We start from the raw sequence: 20,917 nt of genomic DNA, 5'->3' as shown, positions 1-20,917 counted from the left end.
TCTTATCACTCGGCTTTGAATCTCTGGGCTCAGGACACTAGGTTTTGAAGAACTATGGCTGCTTTCTCAGCCATTCCATGGTCTTATCAATTCGTTGTCTAGCGATCTCGGACAAATCTGCCTTGTCCATTTGTCTTAGCCAGCGGATCAATGCATACCAATCGTCTGAGGCTTCGACAATCCCCTCTCCTTGGGCTTGAGCCTCTGAAGAGAAGCCTTTACTCATATGCCAAGTGTTGAGTTTTTTACGCGACAAACCAATGGGCATTGCCGCGCCAAAATCAATCAAACACACACGGTTGTCTATTTGATTCCAAAGCACGTTGGAAGGTTTGATATCACCATGGATCCAACCAGCCTGATGACAATGGCACAAGGCTTTTAAAATACCTGGTAACAAGAGCGTAAAGGTTTCAGCCTGATAGGGATTCATATCAATCAACGGCACCATATCAGGGTAATATTCCAGTGCAATGAAACGGGTTGTGGGATAAAGCGCTAGCGCTTTCTGAACCCCTGCTCCCTTGCATGCTGATAGCGCTTCCCACTCACGCTCTAAGCTAGATTTCTCAGAGCCTAATGGCGCTCGACGCAACACAACCGTGTCACCGGTTTCAATCTCTGTTGCCAAGTACGCGTTCGGAACAGGCTTCGAACTGAGCTGCTCCGTCAGTGTGAATTTTCTGTCTAACACCGTCCCCACTTGCCAGCTTTCCTGCATAGCAAGGGTTTCCGCTAACAACTTAAGATGGTCAGGTGTCATCAAAGCCTCCTCGGCAAATCGAACTGTGTAAACAAACCTTTATCGAGCACAACCACACTGTCTTGCAGCGTGTAATCAAGAACAATCTTGTGCGTGTCTAATTCATAGTTGAGTTTGTTGATCCGACGGTCGCTGGTTGCACTACTAGCCCCATCAAAAATCGCCCTGAACAAGGCCCACTCTCCAGAATAAGAGCGCGTCGCCAAGCGATTGTCGCCTTGATAAAAGCTAGTGCTTAAATAGCCATCAATCCCCATCGAAGGCCACGACACATTGCTCCACACTCTTGGGCCATGACGATAACTGAACACATTTTCCACTTCACGAATCTGAAACTCTGTCACATCAGTGCTCATTGAGCTTGGACGCAACGACACCTGCAATGCCAGTTCTTGCCCAGCAGAACCAAAGAACAATTTGCTGATGGTTTTCGCTTTCTTAAGCTGATCTCTGGTCGATGCGGAGATAGGCATGGCTTGACCATCAATTTGTCGTAGCTTCAACAATCCGTTGTCCCAATACACAAACGGCGCGAGCATTTGGTCAATAAAGCTATCTAGCTTTCCTTGTGGCTTAAAGAAGCTTGAGAAATCATCAATCGCCACTTCCCCGCGCCCTTGTAGCGCAAACGGGAACCGACCAGCAACGGTGGCAGCATAATATTGATAAACCTGCTCATCCCACTGTTTGTTTAAGTATCCCGCACTGGCGTAGATCACTTGCTGCCACGACTGACGCTCAATAGATTTCACCCAGCCCGCCACTTGTGCGGGAGCTTTGCTTGATTGACGGCCAAATAACACCAAAGCATCTTGGCTACCTTGTGCGTGGGCAATGGCATAATCCATCATGACTTTGCCTGGGTCAGGGCTTGTCAACGCCGTATCAAAGTAGGTGTTAAGACTGTCGAACTGGGCAATAAGTGCATCCACAGGCAACGGGCTTTTGGCATCACCCTGCCCTTTCAAGAATGCGCTGTAGCTTGCGAAGGTTTCGTTCACGACATAAGACGGTTGAAGCTTCAACAGCTTGTCACCTGCCACACCGCCAACTTTATCCGCAGCTTTTGCGGCTTTCGCTACTTTACCCAACTTAAGAACCTTCGCGCCCTGTTGAAGCGCTGCTGTATCTCCTGTTTCTTCTTTTGCCAGCGTTGTGTTGATCACGATAGCATCTAACAAATCCAACAAGGGCCCACTGGATGGTTCTCGCGAAAGGCGAAGTGAATAGCTCAAGTCATTGGTTGACGTAAATTTTCTTACTTCGATATTGCTAAGAATGTCTTGCCAGCGATAAATGTAGTCTGAAAAATACAAACGTTGGATCTGCTTACTAAGCGCTGCCATCTCAGGGATCGACACGGGAGACAAATCACCTTGAATCGCTCGAAACTCTTCATACTGTTGTTTTAGTACCGGAGAGTTGGCGGAAAGATTGAGGCTGTCATATCCCTGCTTAGTGAAAATTTCAGGCATTACATAGCCATGAAACCCTTCAGAGAAACTAAACAGAACGTCGAATTTATCCCCTAACTGGCGTCGAACATCCACTTGCGCTCGATATGCAGGCAAGCTCTTTAATCTGGCATAGATCAAGCGTTCAGGAGATAGACCGTCAAGGTTACTCGATGCCACGGAGATGAGTTCTTGGTTCGGTTTAATGGCGTGGTCGTACTGACTTTCGAACAAGTCATCAAGCAAAAGGGAGAGCGATTTCACATCATCAATGGATGCTTCCCCTTGATCTTCCAAGTTCTCAAGCAAATAGGAAATCAATGCATCTTTATCCAACTGTTGTTGATTGAAGAGCATTTTGTAGTAACGCAGGATCTCGAAAATACGGGTGGGATTTCCCAAGCTCACGTATACATAGAGCTCATTACTGATCAGTTCTTCAACACGTGGCAACAAAAACAAATGCAACTGTTCTTCGTAGGTGCTGTAAACCTTACTGGCGGTGTCTTGTTGCTGAACACTAACTTGGCTATACCAAGGTCGCGGCGCTATTCCTTCTTTCACCACACCACGTAGTTCACTCATGACCGAAATCGTATCAATAATGGTGTGTGATTCTTTAGCGAGTCGTTCGATATCACTTTGATACAAACCGAGCTGGGTTAATGCCTTGCTGCGCCAAGCTTCATCGTTATCCCAGTTTTCTTTCATTGCCGCTGACACACCGCCAATGACCAAAAACGCTACCGCCACCATGGCGGTTCTCGACAACAAGTAACGTGTCTGACGGAACATGTTCATGGCCGTTATCTTGCGCTCAGGCAACAGCACATCAGAAAACAGGCGGCCTGCAAAATAGCCGCGTCTACCCGGCAGTTGCTCTCTGCGTACTAAGGCATTGAATTCTGCGCGCTCAGCGATAACTTGCGTCAGTAAATCCAACTCTTTGCCGCTTTGTCCACTTGAGACGAGATAAATACCCCGAACCCATACTGCGCTCCGAACACGGTTTTCTCGCCCGACTTCCGCCATTAATGCGCGTGCTTGATCGAAGAAAATGCGCAATTGATAAGGCAGTGCGAGCACTGAATCCGTGCGTTCGTTACTGACATTTCGTAGCAAGGTCATTTGCTGTTTAGCGAGATCTTTAAGCAGCAGTTTTACTTTTTCGTCAAACTGAATAGTATCGAATCGGCGAGTATCATCATTTGATAAGGTTATGCCGAACGGGTTGTCGACGTCTCGGCCCGAATAGCTTTCAAAGAAAGGGACGAAATCCGCAATCGTATCGGCTTTGGTGAACACACTATAAACCGGAAGATTAACGCCAAGCGCTTCACAGAGAGAAAGCACTGCATCTTGCAAGGTCGACGCGAGCGCCTGCGCATCTTTTTTGTCGGCTTCGATCAATTGATTAGCTTCAACAACCGTCAAAACGCCACTCAAACCCTGCCTTGGTCGGTATTTCATTAGTTGCTGTGCCAGCACCTTCCACAAAGCTGGATCCACACCATCATGATCAAAGAGTCGATGTCCTGCTTCTATGACCACCATTTGGTCATTGCTCCAAAAGCGTAGGTATTGCGTGGCATCGGTTTCACTCAGCTGAATATCAATGACAGGTTCGAGGTCATTCTGACGAAGCAGCGCACTCTTGGCGCTGTTTTGACGCCCGATGAGTACATACCAAGGCAATGAATACATGCTCGACAACTTACGGTTTCCGTCACCTTTAATTTTTCGGATCGATGCCGTAAAGATGTCTCGAATTGCTTTCGTGTCTTGTTCGAGCAAGACCTGTTGCTCGTGTTTTTGAATAGATTCTTCCGTTTTCGGCTTAGAGAAAAGACCAAAGGCCAACACCAAGAATGGCAAAACAAATGCGCCGATAAGAAACGCCATACGCGCCCAAGCAATGCTGGAATCGACAGGAACGGACCACCAGCCAAGCAAGCATGCACCTGACATAACCAGTGCAAGCAAAAGGAGTAAGAATGCCTTTTTCATATTATTGCTGCGCCCTCCTGATTGTCGCATTCAGTCCGTAGCGAACATTCAGTTCATTTTTAAGTTTTTTAATCGCATTCAGGTTATTACCGGCATCCAAGATGACTTCTATTCCTGAATCCGTTTCAACGGAATACGTGTCATAGCCTGATTTACTCAGATTACTGGAAAGCTTGAGCACATCAGCCGTTTCAGAGAAGACTGCCAGAAGAATTTCCCAATCAACCGTGACGGAAGTAGGTGTCGTCACTTCTTGCTCCTTTGGTTCATTCAACGGCAACAAACCCAAATCTTGTTCGTTGCTTACGTACACCAAATCCTGATTGGTTTTCGCCAAGTCCACGTCAGACAAATCGAGGGTGGCAAATTGGCTAAGCAAGGCATCACTGCGGGTGTGATACCAATATTCAGATGCGAAATAGCCACCGCCCAATAACACGCAAGACAACGTGATGATTTTCGCCATACTTAACGGTTTGTTCGGCTGTGTGTGGGTGTGTAATTCGGGGGTTCGAGGAATAGGCAGTGGTGATTCTTCTCGATAGTGACGAAGAATGCCATAAACATCAGATTTGATGTCATGCAACGCACCCGGCTCAACGTGACGATAACGACCTTTAAACCCGAGCATGACCAAGACATACTGAAGTTCAATAAAGTCAGCAAGTTTTGCAGGTTGCTGACAGGCCTTTTCCAGCAAAACGAAGAATACTTCACCGCCATTGCGCTGATTGAACACCTTGCTCAGCAGGGAATGATTCTCCCATCGAGCACGTTGTCCCCACTCGGTATAAAGAATGATTTCATCGAAGGCGGCACACAGCACAAAACATGCTCTGTCGATCACGCTAGGGTGATAATCAAGGTACAAGCCTCGGCGCTTGAAATTGGTTATCCCGTCGAGAACTTGCTGACGAAAACGCTCCAGATCTCTCGGCTCGCCTTGCCGCGGTAACGTCACCAACGTGCCGAGTAATTCCGTCGCGGCATTGAGCAGTGGGCTGCCATAAACAGCAAGATTTTCAATTAACTGGCCGCTATCACCCAATTCAGGCAAGGCTTCTTGAGCCGCAGCTTGAGCTTGGGCGTGTACATCCAACTGCTGCCGACGAACAACAATGGTGGGTTCTTCGTTAAAGAGTCCGCTCATGCGCTGCCTACCTGATCACGTGGAGTTCAACAGTGACATTACCCACGCGCTCATCAATATGCAGCGCAATGGGTTCATCTTTCTTCACGAGAGATTGCCAAAGATCCGATTGAATATTCACTTCGAAATACGCTGCATTGCTGCGTGACTTCAACTCCGTCGGTGCGACAGGCAAATAACGAAGTTCGACCCCAGAAAGTGCATTTCTGACAAGATCAGCAATGTCGCTGTTTCCTGCCATTTTTGCCGCCAAGGAGAATTGCTCGCCCAACTCGACCGCACCCATATCGTCTGACGAAACAACAACGATGAAGCGACCGCTATTAAATAGCGCCCGATCTTTCACGATGGTGCGAAGTAAACGGCGAGAAACAAACAGGCTGGTGTCCCAAGGCAAGGTGGTGACGTTATCAAGCTGCACTTCGCGCAGCAGCACTTGTATTTCCGCGAATGCAATGGAGAAATTGTCATACATGGCATTTGGGTTCCATGTCGGAAACTCTTCCGGCATGCGCCCTTCTAGCCCTTGCATTTGACCGACCATAGCAATGCACTCGAGATAGAGCGCTTCGGCGGTCAACGCACCGGTGTCCAGCCAATGGCGAATTTTTGGCAACCAGCCGCCCAAGGTTTGTAGCCAAAGATAATCACGCATCAGTGCTTGGTAGCTTTTGCTGCCGCTGTCGACTTGGAGACGATTAGAAATGGTTTGTGCACGATACTGCATTTGCGCATAGATTTCCGACACGCAATCTTTCAAGTAGTCTGACACACTGAAGCTCAAACATGCAGGAACAAATGCCTTATTGAGCAGCACTTCACCTTCCGATTTATGCTCAGAAACAAACGCCACAGGCAGCAAGGTGTAATCTTGCAGATCTTCACCTTCTAGCTTCAATACAATATTCAGTTGCGCCACTTCCAACGGCACGGCTTCACTGTGATCGCGGCTGGTGTCATAGGCTTGAAATTCTAGTGGCATGTTGCGCATATGCTGGCCTTGGCCCACATCAACCACGCCAGCGCGATACACAGGCACTGCCAAATACACACGCTTGTTTAACGTGCCTTTCGGAATGTCGAGCACCAAGCCTTGAGCCATCTCGAAAGGCGTGCCATCAGGGAATATCCCCTTGGCTTTTTTTACGCCAACCTTGCCAATCTTTGGCATAGAAGCGTCAAGTTCAAGTTCCGAAAGCCCGAAGCTTCCAGGCGCAATTTGCCCACAATATGATTTGGCGAAATGCTCTAAATACCGCTCTTGTTGTTGGAAATGTTGAGGGCTAAGAAACATGCCCTCGCTCCAAACGACCTTTTTCATGTCCACGGTTTAATCCTCTGTCCCTGTCATCGTCAGGTTAATGCCATCCAATTGCAGCGTGATGGTTTGAGACCAATTTCCAAACGATGTAAAAATTGCTTTGTTGTTAGCTTCTCGATAGTTCGCAAACGCGACGATGACGCCAACAAATTTGGTTTCCGCGTTCGCGGGAATAATTTCGGTGCGGGCTTCCCCCGGCATAACGCTTGGCAAATAGCGCTTAGACAAAAGCCCTGCTTTCAATGCCCCTTGGTCGTCGTTATACAGCTGAATGAAATCGGCCTGATTAAACGCTTCACTGTCAGCGAGTTGATAAACACGGATTTCGACAGGCGAAGGCAGGTTATCCACGTTGGGGTTAATGTTGCTTTCTGCACGAATATCCATGGTGAATTTCGGGGGCGAATCATCGCTAAACCAATCAATCGGATTAACGGAAACCGAAGAACCACACCCCGCCAATACGCCAATGGAAAGAAAACAAGCAAGTAACGCTTTCATCTTACTTGTCTCCCATTTTCAGCATGCGGTAAGACTCTTTGAAGTAGGCTCCGAACTTGATTTGCCAATCTCTGTTTGTCACTTGACGCTGAAAATAGCGCTTGTACATATCCCAGTATTTGGGTTTTCGACCAAAAAATGAGGGGCGTACAAGATCGTTAAACATACCTTCTAAGCTGTCGGGGGAAAGCTCTTCCAGTAAGCGCCCTAACGCCAATTCCATCGCCTTCTCAACACATTGCTGCTCGTGCTCACGCGGCGTTAGATATTCGGCGACAGAGGTATGATTTTGCCCAACAGGCTCAAACACATCTTCCGTATGTGCAGTAAAACTTGGGAAATTGTCATCTCCATCAACAAAGGGGTCATCCGAAAACCCGTGTGACAAATCGGCAGGTGCTTCCATTTGTGGTTGCGACGAAAATGCTGCCGCTGCTGAAGGCTGTGCGGATGAGGAGTTCGGCGCAGTATAGTTGGAACGTGCATTCGCAAACGGATCGTCTGTTTGCATGCCCGCTTCGTCAGAGCCACCTAAACCCTGTTCACCAAAGCCAGAAGGGGTTTGCCGAAAAACATTGCCTTGTTCGTTGCCTAGCCCTGCCCCAAAAGGCGCTCTTCCCTGATCATTCTGAGGCGTATTAAATGTGTTTTCTTGAAAAGGGTCTGCATCAAACGCGTTTTGTTGAAAAGCAGCGCGATTCGAAGAAACCGACGCGCCTTGACCATTGGCTGGCTGTGAGGGCGGTGCGGTATTGAAACGCGGCGCTGCTTGTTGTGTTGGGGCTTGTTGCTGAGCGTTCGAAAATGGGTCATCACTAAATGGCATGCCTTGTGAGCCCGCGAGTGATGGCTGTTTTACTGCCGCCGCTTGCTCGGGTACAAAGCAAGACACAAGCAAACGGTATTGCCCGACATTGAGCACATCACCATCGGTTAAGGTGGTTTGATTTCCTTTGCCTAGTGGCTGAGGCGCACCATTAATAAACAAGCCATTTGTGCTGTTGTCGACGACTTGATAGCCACGCGCTGATTTTTTGATCATGGCATGGGTTCCAGAAATCTCGCGGCTGGCATCGCTAAGCTGCAACGTCGAGCCATAAGCACGACCAATCTCACCACCTTCTTCTGGAAATTGTTTATTCCACTCTGAAACGGTCTCGCCAGAGGGCGAGCTAATAATCCTAATTGATAGCGGCATAGCCTCTTCCCATACATTTCTTGGTCGAAGAATTAAACGAATCCATAAACTGCGGGTATTTCTCGACAAAGTTTCGAGAAAAATACACACCCAACGGATTACTCTTTATCCGTTTTTTTGAAATCGCGCGGTAGCTGACACCTTGTTTTTTTATCGTTTCACCAATCACGGCATCGTTAGCCAAAATGGCTCCGACCTCGCCATTGAGCAGCAATTCAAGCAACGCATCTGGCGAACGCGGCTTGCGTTCAACGCGGTAACCTTGCTTGTGTAACCAAAACCATTTGTTTGACCCAAAAAGCGCCGCCACTTCTACGTGCTCTTTGAACTTTTCACTGCCAACATCCGTGGCATCTGAGAGAAAAACCCAACTCCACTTTTGCTCATCAATCGGCGATGAAAAAACGGCGTAGGTATCACGAATGGCGTTTTGTGACGCGAGGAAGAAGCCATGCTGGCTACCTACTTCCACCATCAATTGCGCCTTATCCCATTTCGTCATCGTCAACTGATAGGGTTGCTTCATCTCCTTCATCACGCATTTTACCGAATCCACACCCGGCCCTTTCATCACACCATCTTCTTGGTATTGATAAGGAAACCACTCCTGTGTTGTCAGTAACAGACGCTCTGGGCCGATATCAGCACTCACCCGAAAACTTGAAAACATAACCATCAATGCAGTGGTGACGAGCACGTTTTTACACATCTTTTTTGCTCTCAATTATTGACTCTCCACACTCATACCTTGAGAACGCACAACATTGCCGCTTTCCGAATACACATCGCTCGCCATTTCGAGCAACACTAACGGCACGGCTTTTTCTAGGCGTTTTGCTTGTCTAAAACTGATCGAAATATCGGGCGGTGAGATCACGCCCACGGGTAAACCGCCCGCCTTTTCGCCATCACGAAGAATACGAATGCCATAAAGCGCAGCTTGGTGGGCGTTGTTGACAAAACTCACGCCAACTGACATCAAAGCACTGTGTTCATTGCCGTTTACGGCTTCTGGCACCACGGTTAGCAACGGCAGGTTTTGGGATAAACCATTAATTTCATCAACCCGTGCGAGCAAACTCGAACTGCCTGTTAACCACAGCAAGGTCTTATCTAAATTGCCGTCTTGTGACTTAAGAGCACGGATTTCCGACGTCATGACACGCTCAAGCGTTTGATCTTCCATCGACTCATCAACCTCAAAACCCAGCACACGAATACCACGACGCTCGGCTTCTTGTTTCAGCGGTAAAAACTGGGTGAGATAAGCGCTTTTGTTTGTACGAGCATACAAAACGCCAATCTGAGACAACTCAGGCATGTATTTCAGCAAGAAGCTCAACGTGACGTTGGCAGGGAGGTTGAGCGAGGTGAATGCGAAATTATCGCCCGAGCCGCGATAGTTATCGATAAGCCCCATTAACACCGGATCTTTCGCATTCACTGAAACAACGGGGAGTTTTCCACCCTGATATTGTTTGTGAACGGCAACAGTGGCTTTTGACCCCACGGTATAAATTAGCTGCGCGCGCTGTTCGGCAGCATCAAGCACTTGTTCAAGCTCAGCCTCTGTTTTGGGTAGCTTGACCACATTAAACGAGACACTATCAAATTCTTGCTGATACACATTGAGCATGGTCAGCAAGGCCGTATCGTACGACGCCGCTTTGCGAGAAACGATAACCCAAATCGTAGGATTCGATTTGCGCGGAGCAATATGCAGTTCGTGGTTATTCCCTTCAAACGTCCAATCTTCTTCCGCGGTGATCTTAACCGTCTCTCCCATCCAATCGGGCCAATCGGATGGCGTGGCATGCAACGGAATCGAGAACGACATTAAACTCACGAGAATCACGCCAAGCACGTTTACTTTCAAGAGATGAAGCTTACTCATGACTGCACCTCGCTCATTGCCTCTCTGTCGGCACGCGTAGAGCCTGTCAGGAAAAAGACGATGCCCGCCAACACAAAGAAACCTGCCAATAACGTGAAACTTAGGCTGATGCTGAACGAGGTAATCAGAACGCCAATGAGCATTGCGCCTGTGACGTGTCCGACACGTTCGAGGAATCGATAGGTCGCCGCCGCTTTTGCTTCTTCATTCGTAGGTACATTGGAAACGATCTGGGTAACAACAGGGGCATTGATCAGTCCATGAGACAGGCCAAGCAACATCATGGCAAGCGTGCTCACAAGCACTGTCAGGGACATTGCATCTCTCTCTAATCCCCAACCAAGAAGCAGCAATGCAGATGCAGTAATCAAACTGCCAACCCCCAAAGACAGCTTGGCACCCCCTTTCTTGTCGATCATAGGGGTCACTTTTCCGTTAACGAACAACACCACAATGGCGTACGTCATGAGCACCTGACCCACACTTTCTTTTGAAATACCCTGATCGGCCATGATCAAAGGAACAGCGAAAAATACGACACCCGTAAGCAACATTTTGGCGGGAATACCTACCAACAAGAGCGTTCGAAGGAAAGACGCTTGGCAAAGGTAGCGAGCTGAATCTCGAGCCAGTTCTTTTGCCGCATTCTTCACCATCGCGGTTTTGGAATCCGGTCTTCGCACATCCGATTTTGATACCAAAACGGGTAGCCATTGCGCGAACAAGAACATGCCAAAACCAATCACCGCCGACAGGGCGAAAATGCCTTGCACTCCCAACATATCCGCGAGAAGAGCACCGAATGCCGCGCCTGCAATAAACCCAGCGTTGAAGCAGAAAACAATAATGCCAGTGGCTTGGGTTTTGTTGTGTTGGTTGCTGTAAGACAAAATATATTGTTGTACCGCGATGAACACAGCAGCTTGCCCGACACCAGAAATGAACCTTGCAGAAAGCAATACCGCGATGTGGTCGCTGACAAAAATCGCCAAACTCCCCAACGCCGCAAGACAAATCCCTGCAAGTAGAACGCGTCGATTGTCGGCATACTCTGCCACTTTCGATGCTGGCAACAGTGTTAGCGTAAAACCGAGGAAATACAGGGAGAAGAAAACAGAGGCAGCCGCGTCAGAATACCCAGCACTTAATGCGACTTGCTCGATAAACTGCGGCAAGATAGGTGCCATTAACGCTTCCATGAGTACTGTCATCAAAAGAAGCGGCTTTATTTTGTCCAACACATCATCGTTACTTTGGCTGTCTGCCGTCGCTTCCTTACTCAGCAGTTTCACAAAGGCAAAGCAAACGAACGCACAACCACCAAACAAAATCGCGAAACTCTTTAATACCTTGAGAAGTTGCCCAAGCAACACTTCTGGATGGAAAGCGATGTGAATGATATTGCCTTTGTCATCTTCACTTTCATACTCTGCAAGTTGCGATAGCACTTGGCTATGTTGACCATCCTCACTGCGGGCAATCGCGCGGTCATCGACGAACACAGTCAATGAAGCGACTTCCTTATTAGACCGAATGAAATCAGCCAACATCTGATCCATGCCTCCCACCAAGTCGGGATCAATGTCAGCTTGGAGCACAGGAGCTAGTCGATGCCCAATCAGGCTTGCCATCGAGTCCGCTTTGTTCTCTAGGCTTTGTTTGAGCAGTATCGTCACCAAAACGACCACCAGCATCGTCATGGTCAAAAATATGACAGAGAAGCTCTTCAGGTATCGGCTGCCGCTTTGATTCAACGTGACGGACCAAATAAACAAAGAAAGCAAAATCAACATGGCCCATAAAAGCGTCAGAAAGCTCGCATCGACTTTTTCTTTTATTGGCGTATCACTCAGTAAAATATCTAGAGAACCCGCGCGGGAGAACTTATTGTTCAGCGGAATAGTAATCAAGTTGCCCTCGATCACCGTGTTGGTGTAGCGATAAAGCTCAGTTTCACCAGAGGTTAAACGCAGGTCGACCACCGACGGGTCAGTATCTGCAATCGGTGATAACAAGGCCTGTAGGCCGGCGATATCTTGCAACGGCACACCAGAACTTAGAATCTGCTCAATGTTGAGTTTCGCGACTTCTGCCTGCGCCAAAATCGCTTCTCGTGTTTGATGCTGATAGCTCTTTAGCGTTTGTGCATACCCCACAAACACCACGAGAAATAGGGAAAGCCCAAGCAGCAGAATACCGAAGAATACACGGCTGTTTTTCGACAGATTACTCATGCTCATCCCCTTTTGCGTTCAAAGCTGTAAAGGCATCTGTTAGGCAATGAGAAACGTTGGTAGGTCGGTGTCGATAAAGCTGCTGTAAACGATTAAACAATAGTGATTGTATGAGTGATTCGTAGTCCAACCCCTCAAGACTTAACCCAAAGCTCACCAAATTAACTTCACTGCCTTTTGGTGATTTCAGATCAGGTTTCGGGTTGGCCTCAAGAACAAACAACCGCCCCTTCTTATCCATTCGAAGGTCAACGCGGATCAAGGTTTGGAGGTTGAACGTGCGGAATATCTGGCAAGCAATAGAAGAGATGTCAGCTTTCAGCTTTTCATCTACCACGAGCTTGAGTCGGTCAGACGTTATGGGGCACACATCCATCGAGGTAAATATCAGCTCGTTGTCTGCCAGTAAACGCTCAGTCACCGAAAACACCAACGGATGGTCTTGCTCTTCGAGTTCGCCGTCACGATAAACAATCGGTCCCATGACAGCGGCAACAAACTCAGCCCCAGAAAGATAAGGCTCAATGATCACCGCATTGCTCGTCGCTGCGTGCACTTGATTCACAACACTCACCAGATCATCGCGATCGAACACGGGATGTACATGGATGGACGCGCGACCAACAACCGGTTTAACGATGTAACCTTGCCCAAACTCAGCATCCATATGATCAAGCATGCGCTGCTGAGACTCTGAGAAGAATGGCGCTTCGGGTTGCAGCGTAATAAACGGAGCCGTTGGGATACCTATCGCTGAAAGCTCGTTTTTGAACATTAATTTATTGTCGAGCAAACCCGCTGTCATTGGCGCATGTCCGACATAGGGAACACCCAGCATTTCTAGCATACTGGGCAAATGGCACATGGAGTCGAAACCTTGCAAGCCCCCACTGTTGGCGAACACAAGATCAAACTCGCCGTCTTTGAGTTGTCGCGGAAGCTTCATGCTTTCTTCAAGCAAAGCGACACGTCGAAAGCCAGCGATATGCAAGGCATCTGCGATATCTTCAGCAACAACGCGGTACGTTTTGGTGGAGCGCGGGCTCAGGTTTTCATGGATATAGTTGTCCGTGTGGTGCTTTTCACCACCACAGACAATCGCAATCTTCACCTGTCTTTTAATCCAGTCTATCTGTTCTTGATTAAACAGTGCCGCGCTCATACATCACCTTTAACGTCTTACAATTTTCGCCCAGTGTCCTTTTTCACTCTCAGGAACTGGGCGTACTTCAAACCACTTCTAAGCCGTTCTCTTAGTCGATATCGAAACCAAATTGACTGCCATCAACGCGAACGCGAATAGCGGTGATTGGCTCACCTTGACTCATGCGCGTAATACACTGATTCGCGAGTTCAGGCATCAAGGTTCGATTGATGATTTGCTCGATCGCTCGCGCACCGGTTTCTGGTGAGTGGTTGCGCATCACTAGCTGTTCAATCACATCATCGGCGTACTCAAAGGTTGCGCCGTAATGAGCCGAAACACGCTTCTCGATGCGTCTCAAAGACAACTTGGCAATGGATGCCATCTCTTCTTCATTCAAAGGGAAATACGGCACCACAGTGGCGCGCCCTAGGAATGCAGGCTTAAAGAAATTTTGAAGCTCAGGGAAGATACGTTGCGTCAGATCTGGAATAGACGGACGCTCTGTTGCGCAAGCAGCAACCACAGCACTGTCTGCTGCATTTGACGTCATAATGATGATGGTATTACGAAAGTCGATTTCTCGGCCTTCACTGTCGCTGATCGTGCCTTTATCAAAGATTTGGTAGAACAGGTCATGCACACCAGGGTGCGCCTTTTCCATTTCATCCAACAAGAGCACAGAATACGGATTCTTACGCACGGCTTCTGTTAATACACCGCCTTTCCCGAAGCCCACGTAACCCGCAGGTGATCCCAGCAACATGGAGATTTTGTGTTCTTCTTTAAACTCGGTCATGTTGATCGTTGTGATGTTCTGCTCACCGCCATACAACAAGTCTGTCAGTGCCAACGCCGTTTCCGTTTTACCCACACCACTTGGTCCGCACATGAGGAATACGCCCACCGGTTTACGTGGATCAGTCAGACCCGCACGGGACATACGAATGGCTTTTGAAATCTCATCAATAGGGGCTACTTGGCCAATCACGCGCTGACCAATATGCGTTTCGAGATGCATCAAGCGTTCGACTTCTTCTTTCACCATGTTGCCAACAGGGATCCCCGTCCACAGTGAAATAACTTCAGCGATGGTTTCTTGGTTCACTTGTGGCAATACAAGGGCATGCTCACCTTGAATATCACGAAGTTCGGTCATTTTCTCGTCGAGTTCTTTGCGTTCTGGCAACGCAGAGATGTCTTCGCCGTCGCGGTATTTTTCATCAAGCAACTCTTGTAAATCCAGAATGCTCGATACCAAGGTTTTTTCTTCTTCCCACTGTTTTTCTAGAGCGTCATGCTCTGCATGCAAAGATTCCAAACGAGACTCTGCTTTCTCCAGTTGATCACTTTCAATCGACCACAACGCAGACTCATGGCGAAATGAATCTATTTCATTGTTGGTATAGAGAATTTGCTCAGCCAAACCTTCTAATTTCTGTGGCGTTGCGCTTTGGCTCAAACCGATTCGAGAACATGCCGTGTCTAGCAGGCTGATGGCTTTATCTGGCAATTTACGTTCAGGAAGATAACGAATAGACAGTGTCACCGCCGCTTCGATAGCTTCTTGCAGCACTTTCACATTGTGGTGCTTCTCTAAGCTTGCCTTCACGCCACGCAACATTTGAATGGCATCTTCTTGGTTTGGCTCACCGACTGAAACCACTTGGAATCGGCGCGTCAGTGCGGCATCTGTTTCGAAGTACTGTTTGTACTCTGCCCACGTTGTCGCAGCGAGTGAACGAAACTCACCACGCGCTAATGCTGGCTTCAAGATATTGGCTGCGTCGTTTTGACCTGCTGCGCCACCCGCACCAATTAGGGTATGCGCTTCATCAATGAACATGATGATCGGGGTCGGTGATTGTTTGATTTCGTTGATGATATCTTTAAGGCGATTTTCAAATTCACCTTTGATGCTGGCACCCGCTTGAAGAAGGGACAAATCTAGGCTGCGCAGTTCAACGTTCGCCAATGCTGGCGGGACGTTTCCATCAACAATTTGTTGCGCGAGGCCTTCAACAATAGCGGTTTTACCCACACCAGGGTCACCCACAAGAATCGGGCTGTTTTGACGACGACGGCATAAGATATCAATAGATTTGCGGATTTCGCTCGAACGCCCAGAGATAGGGTCGAGTTTTCCATTACGCGCGGCTTCGGTCAGGTTATGGGTAAATTTATCTAACGCCGCAGTACCCGCATCGCCTGCTTCTACAGGCGCTCCACCCGCAGAAGATGCCTCGCCTAATTTATCGCTAGAATATTCGTTGGCCTTGCTTTTTAGCCACTCTGAAGACAGCTCAGAGATCCAATTGCTCAATGGGCCATTATAGGCACTTTGAGTAATACGCTGCTGCAATACCAACAATAGATGGTACTCGTTCACACTCGCTTGGGATTGATTCAGTGACGCAAGCAGCCAAGCATCTTTTAAGAGTTCAATCAGTGATGGTGACAGCGAAGGTGCAGCATCATTACCACGAGCATACGATGATAACTTCTGATCGAGTTGATCAAGCAGTGCGCCTTTAGACGCGTTGCTTTGGTTTACCGCAGCGTGCCATCCGAGGGTTGAATCTTTCATCAACTCGTAAAACCAATGTTCTAGCTCCACAGCATAATGTGTGCGACCCATACAGTCGCCAGCCGCAGCCTCAAGCGATGATTTTACGCCCGGCGCCAGTCTTCTCACCAAATTCTGTAGTTCGATGTTTATCATAATGCTATCCGTTATCCCTTAAGTGGCATTTCTACAAATGTCATCTTGTTATCCTGCGTCCTTATCCAAGCTGACTGGCCTAATTGCTGCCCTTTTTGCTGCGTCTCCGAAAGCGAAAGTCTCGGTAGATACTGCCCATCGACTTTCATCAACAAGCGAAATTTGAGGTTCACACCGATATACTGCGTCACCATTTGGTTAATGGCAGAAACAAGACGTTTATCACGACCAATTGCGCGGTAGTCTTCATAGTTTTGCGGTCGAATTTTGACGTCGAGTTTTTGCCCCACCATGGCGGCCTTTTTGCCGATTAACGCATCAAAGCCCAAGACGCGATTTTTTCCTGACGCGCCGATTTGTGTTAGCGCATCTTGGCTAATGGGCTGATAGGAAAGCGCGCTTCGCTCCACATCAAACGGATAACCAAAGTAGTCTTCAAGCATGCAACGTAGTGTTTCTGGGCAAGTCACTTTCAAGCCGATCAGGCCTGTGTATTGCACAAAGTGACTGGCAGGAATGCCCTTAGGACTTCCCGCTGCGCCATGTAAGTTGGTGAGCAACCCTGTGATAGATGGGCGATAAGATGCCCAGGTGAAGGTTTCTTCTTCGCACTGCGCTGACAAGTTATGTTTGTTTTCGGTTTGGCAGAGCAAACGGTAATAGCGGTTATTAAAGCTGTCGAAGAAGTCCGCCATGGCATGATCTTCTTCATCAAACACCGCTTGAATAGCTTCTTTATAAAGACTTCTCGGCATCACCCCTTTCGCGCCAGATAGCCCAGGCAAAGAGGTCGTGATCTGCCAGCTATCACTCATACTGCGTTCAACAGACACGACCTCTGAATGATAATAAGCGGGGAGCCGCGCTGCTTTAAATCGAATACTTGGGCGTACACCTTGTGCTTGAGCATGATGCTTCACCAACTGCCAACTGCTCTGCAGGGACGCGAGATAGGGCTGATCAACCCATTCCTTTAAAGAAGACTTTTGCATCCCGACCTCCTTGGAAAGGCTTGGAATACGCCGTCTTGTCCTTCAAGCAAAATGTCCACTTGCGTAAAGCTATTAAAACCTGCAAAACATGCGAAAAAGCGATCGAGCAGATGAGAAAACAGCTCTATGCCGCCTACCAATTCATTCGCGTTGAGCGTGACGCTTATCTTGGTCCCATATGCAAAACAGCTTTTTCCTGAGACACGGATTGGCGCAACCACTTGCTCCGTATCAATCGCCACTAACGAATTAATGTAGGCTGTGATTTGTTGGCTTTCATGGTGGTTATAAAGCGAAAACAAGGACTTCAATTGCGTGACAGGATCTTCAGCACCAAAAATGGCGTGATAGTTAAAATGCAGATGCGAAAGTAACACCCAAGAACTGTTCTGAAGATCTTTCTTTGGTGCTGGCTGTGTGGGTCGGCGGCTTAATCGCGCCGTGCCGGGTATCGTGATAGTTTCACGGCATTGAATGTGGCTTTTGGTGTTCAGCTTGGCGGCGCGTCGGCCGTTCGAACACAAAGTGGTGACCAACCAAGTGCGAGGCTCACTGTCTGCACTTTCATTGCGTGTATCCGTCACCTTGAGGCGACATTCCGTCTCACCCAATTCGGTTTCACGCTCTGACAACTGCCAGCGATAACCGGTTTTTGATGCGTAATATTGGTCACTGTATAAAGCAGGAATGACCGTCGTTCCCCGTTCGTCAACATCCTCAACACGCTCAATGGAAAACAGAGATAGCGCATCAGGGTTACTGGCATCGATGGTCAGCGGATATGACGATTGAGTGAAATCAATGCGTGTCGGTTCAGCCACAACACGATGGAGGTTAACGATAGGCGTGCTATGAAGCATGAAGTTTGATTTATCAATGGCACGCGCCACATCCACTTCAAGATCTTCAACAAACAGTTTGATTGTCAGGCTATGTGAATCAATGTGTTTGACTGCATCCCCTAACTTCAAACGCAATGCATGAAAACGCTCAGGGAAAACAAAGAATTCGGTGAGAAGCTTAAAGCCAAAGAAACTGCTCGCAAGATACGGCAATGTGGATTGTTCACTGTCAAACCCCACCACTTCGAGCGCATCTTGTCCAAGAATGCGTTCGCCGCCATCCCAAGAAACAACCACTTGCTCAATACCGGACAACACCATGTCATGCAGGCGAAGCATTAGGTTTGGATCGCCCTGCAATTGCAAATCTATGTGTGACATCGCCAAAGTAGACAAGGGCATGCCTTCATCAAACGCGCTAAACGTGAATGCCAGCATCGCTTTAGATTGTTCCGCGCCACGTGGTTTTACGATATCAAAGGGCGCCATTGCGACATCAACATCTGACAACGAAATGGGGTTTAACGTTAGGTTTTGGGTGGTACGAAACACGGCATGATGACCATTGTCATCAGACACGTCGAATTCAGTATCTTTGGGAATAACGTGCTGTGCGGTTGCATCATCACCCACATCAATACTGAGGATGCCAAATGAAGGCACAGGACGAAGGTAATGCGGAAACAGAAGGCGTAACAGGCTTTCTGTAAATTCTGGATAGGCATCATCGAGGCGTTTTTGAAGCTTACCGTTAAGCAGCGCGACACTTTCGATTAAACGCGCAACCTGGGGATCATCAACGGTTTCTTTGTTGACACCGAGCGAGCTTGCCGCGCCTGGGTGGCGCTGAGAAAACGCAGCCGCTTCTTCGCGGATAAAGCGAAGTTCTTGTTCAAAATAGGCAAGCAGAGAATCAGACAAGGTTCGTTTTCCTTACATCAAGTTTGCTGGTGCTAAAATCTAAAAACGAATCAAAAACGACCGTCTCATCGCCCTGGTCAGTGTGCATAATGGCGGTAATGCGAAACTCCAGCTGGTTATTACCTGTTGTGTCTTCATTGACCTCTAAATCAACCGCAGACAAACGCGGTTCGAATGCTTTGATGAGTTGACGAATCTCCTCTCCCACCACTTCACTGTTCGCTTTGCTTTGGGAACGAGAGATGTTTTGCATGCCGAGGGTGGCAACGGTGCCATTGAGGGAGCTAGCATCGTTATTGCCCGTCCAAATCGGGGCGCGTCCTGAAATCAAAGAGGATATGTGTGCAATGATGGCGTCACGCGCATCATCGAGATCGCCCCGCCATTGCTGTTTTAATTTCATGGTTAAGCTCATACGCTTTCTCCGACTTCATTAGAAGAAACCGTCGTCGAAAGCACGATTTGAGCGTCGAGAATTTCGTATTGATACTGGGGTTGTAGGCGAATTTCACAGAGGTAGCGGGTTTGGTCAGACGCATCTTCGATCAAAGCAATGTCACAAGACTTAAGCGGATAACGCGCCATGATGGCATCTTCACCGTAATCCACTTCACTGATGTATTTTTGAATCCAGCGTTCTAGGCTACGCTTACAATCTGCTGCGCTGTCAAAGCTGCCCACTTGGTCACGTAATTGCGCTTTGATGTAGTGCCCAAAACGACATGCCATCAAATTGGTTTGAAGCATGCCCAGTAAGCGACTTGCTTCATCTGGGGCTTTCCATACTGACTGATTCGAAAAGAACCCCTGCTGACCGCTCAAGTACAAACTACTGAGCGCAACAAAACCCTGTTCGGACCAAAACCCATCTTCTTCACTGAATACATCAACTCGCGCAAACTGATTGTTCTTATCAAGCAAGATAGCGCCATGACTGGCGGTTTCATCATAAGCGCGCAAGAAGCCAAACCAGCTAATACGATCAAATTCCCGTAATACATTGGCTGCCAGTAAGTAGGCTGGATTCCCCCACAACACCGGCTCAGACAGCGGTACCTCATTAAACACAAACCCCGCAGGGTAATTTTGCCAAGGTAAACGCTGGCTATATTCAGGCAATACAAGATGGAGGAAGCGGCTTGGTTGGTTTTTGCGCAGTAATTGCCAAGATCGGTAATCATCGCTATCTAAAATCCGAGCAATACGTGCGTTGTCATGCATCTGGCGCTCAGGCTGGTCGCCAAAGAAATACGGGTCGACACCAAGTGTAATGGGGCACAATGCCCTCTCTCCGACTTCAGACAAGAGTTGTAGGGTATAGAGGTCGTCATAATCACTGTCATCACTAAAATCAGGATGAACGCGATGATCGATCACCAACATACCAAAAGGCTGACCACCGGCTGTATCAAGTTCCTGAGAGTAGGTTTTTCTGTAGAGCGTCGATTGAGAAACGTCGAAAGATAGACTCACATCATTCGCAATTTCCTGCCATGTGGCATCGAGCATTTTTACTTTGATGCGTCGCATTGAAACGGGCAGTTCGATAAGGCTTTGTAGCCCTCGCCAACTCGATTCAAGCTTTTTAAATTGTGGTTCTTGGATCACCAACGAGAGCTGCTCGCTGATTTTCTCATCGAGTGCAGAAATAAGCCGAGTAACAGACGATCTAAACGCTCCCAGATCATTATCACGTGACGAGGCCAGCAGAGCCTGCCAGTGCTCGCTGTCGTGAGAATTAATAAAGGTTGCGCTATCTGCCATCGGCTATCGT

General features: G+C 48.1%; 15 protein-coding genes. All 15 read right to left on the bottom strand.

Translation table 11 applies throughout. The features are described 5' to 3' along the window. Nucleotides 1-52: 52 nt before the first annotated feature. Nucleotides 53-763: a protein kinase domain-containing protein gene (locus L4D06_RS09850; RefSeq protein WP_429739147.1), complete on the bottom strand. Its 711-nt coding sequence runs from the start codon at nt 761-763 to the stop codon at nt 53-55. Beyond that, nucleotides 763-4,224 carry a type VI secretion system membrane subunit TssM gene (gene tssM, locus L4D06_RS09845; protein ID WP_429739146.1) on the bottom strand — a complete coding sequence of 1,154 codons (3,462 nt, stop codon included), beginning with the start codon at nt 4,222-4,224 and terminating at the stop codon, nt 763-765. Before tssM ends, L4D06_RS09850 begins: the two co-directional genes overlap by 1 nt. Before the next feature lies 1 nt (nt 4,225). Further along, nucleotides 4,226-5,374: a type IVB secretion system protein IcmH/DotU gene (gene icmH, locus L4D06_RS09840; RefSeq protein WP_429739145.1), complete on the bottom strand. Its 1,149-nt coding sequence runs from the start codon at nt 5,372-5,374 to the stop codon at nt 4,226-4,228. 7 nt (nt 5,375-5,381) lie between these two features. Beyond that, a complete protein-coding gene (gene tssK, locus L4D06_RS09835; RefSeq protein WP_429739176.1) occupies nt 5,382-6,695 on the bottom strand; it encodes a type VI secretion system baseplate subunit TssK in 1,314 nt (437 codons plus the stop codon). Between the two features lie 9 nt (nt 6,696-6,704). After that, nucleotides 6,705-7,196: a type VI secretion system lipoprotein TssJ gene (gene tssJ, locus L4D06_RS09830; RefSeq protein WP_429739143.1), complete on the bottom strand. Its 492-nt coding sequence runs from the start codon at nt 7,194-7,196 to the stop codon at nt 6,705-6,707. Nucleotide 7,197: 1 nt separating this feature from the next. Further along, nucleotides 7,198-8,394 carry a type VI secretion system-associated FHA domain protein gene (locus L4D06_RS09825; RefSeq protein WP_429739141.1) on the bottom strand — a complete coding sequence of 399 codons (1,197 nt, stop codon included), beginning with the start codon at nt 8,392-8,394 and terminating at the stop codon, nt 7,198-7,200. After that, nucleotides 8,378-9,103: a substrate-binding periplasmic protein gene (locus L4D06_RS09820; protein ID WP_429739139.1), complete on the bottom strand. Its 726-nt coding sequence runs from the start codon at nt 9,101-9,103 to the stop codon at nt 8,378-8,380. Before L4D06_RS09820 ends, L4D06_RS09825 begins: the two co-directional genes overlap by 17 nt. 15 nt (nt 9,104-9,118) lie before the next feature. Then, nucleotides 9,119-10,288, bottom strand: coding sequence for an ABC transporter substrate binding protein (locus tag L4D06_RS09815; RefSeq protein WP_429739137.1), 1,170 nt, complete (start codon nt 10,286-10,288; stop codon nt 9,119-9,121). Beyond that, nucleotides 10,285-12,522: an MFS transporter gene (locus L4D06_RS09810; protein ID WP_429739135.1), complete on the bottom strand. Its 2,238-nt coding sequence runs from the start codon at nt 12,520-12,522 to the stop codon at nt 10,285-10,287. Before L4D06_RS09810 ends, L4D06_RS09815 begins: the two co-directional genes overlap by 4 nt. Then, nucleotides 12,515-13,684: an ATP-grasp domain-containing protein gene (locus L4D06_RS09805; RefSeq protein WP_429739133.1), complete on the bottom strand. Its 1,170-nt coding sequence runs from the start codon at nt 13,682-13,684 to the stop codon at nt 12,515-12,517. Before L4D06_RS09805 ends, L4D06_RS09810 begins: the two co-directional genes overlap by 8 nt. A 91-nt stretch (nt 13,685-13,775) precedes the next feature. Further along, entirely contained in the window at nt 13,776-16,388 is a 2,613-nt protein-coding gene (gene tssH / locus L4D06_RS09800) for a type VI secretion system ATPase TssH (RefSeq protein ID WP_429739131.1), read from the bottom strand. A gap of 11 nt (nt 16,389-16,399) precedes the next feature. Further along, nucleotides 16,400-17,380 (bottom strand): type VI secretion system baseplate subunit TssG, encoded by a 981-nt coding sequence (locus L4D06_RS09795; protein ID WP_429739129.1) that lies wholly within the window; start codon nt 17,378-17,380, stop codon nt 16,400-16,402. Continuing rightward, nucleotides 17,362-19,143 (bottom strand): type VI secretion system baseplate subunit TssF, encoded by a 1,782-nt coding sequence (gene tssF / locus L4D06_RS09790; RefSeq protein ID WP_429739127.1) that lies wholly within the window; start codon nt 19,141-19,143, stop codon nt 17,362-17,364. Before tssF ends, L4D06_RS09795 begins: the two co-directional genes overlap by 19 nt. Then, nucleotides 19,136-19,546, bottom strand: a complete 411-nt coding sequence (gene tssE / locus L4D06_RS09785; RefSeq protein ID WP_429739126.1) for a type VI secretion system baseplate subunit TssE — start codon at nt 19,544-19,546, stop codon at nt 19,136-19,138. Before tssE ends, tssF begins: the two co-directional genes overlap by 8 nt. Nucleotides 19,547-19,554: 8 nt before the next feature. Next, complete coding sequence (locus L4D06_RS09780) at nt 19,555-20,907, bottom strand: type VI secretion system contractile sheath domain-containing protein (protein ID WP_429739124.1); 1,353 nt, start codon at nt 20,905-20,907, stop codon at nt 19,555-19,557. Nucleotides 20,908-20,917 lie beyond the last annotated feature (10 nt).

Source organism: Enterovibrio makurazakiensis, assembly GCF_050336585.1.
Lineage (GTDB): Bacteria > Pseudomonadota > Gammaproteobacteria > Enterobacterales > Vibrionaceae > Enterovibrio > Enterovibrio gelatinilyticus.
The sequence above is the reverse complement of the archived record's forward strand: the minus strand, read 5'-3'. Positions and strand labels throughout refer to the sequence as shown.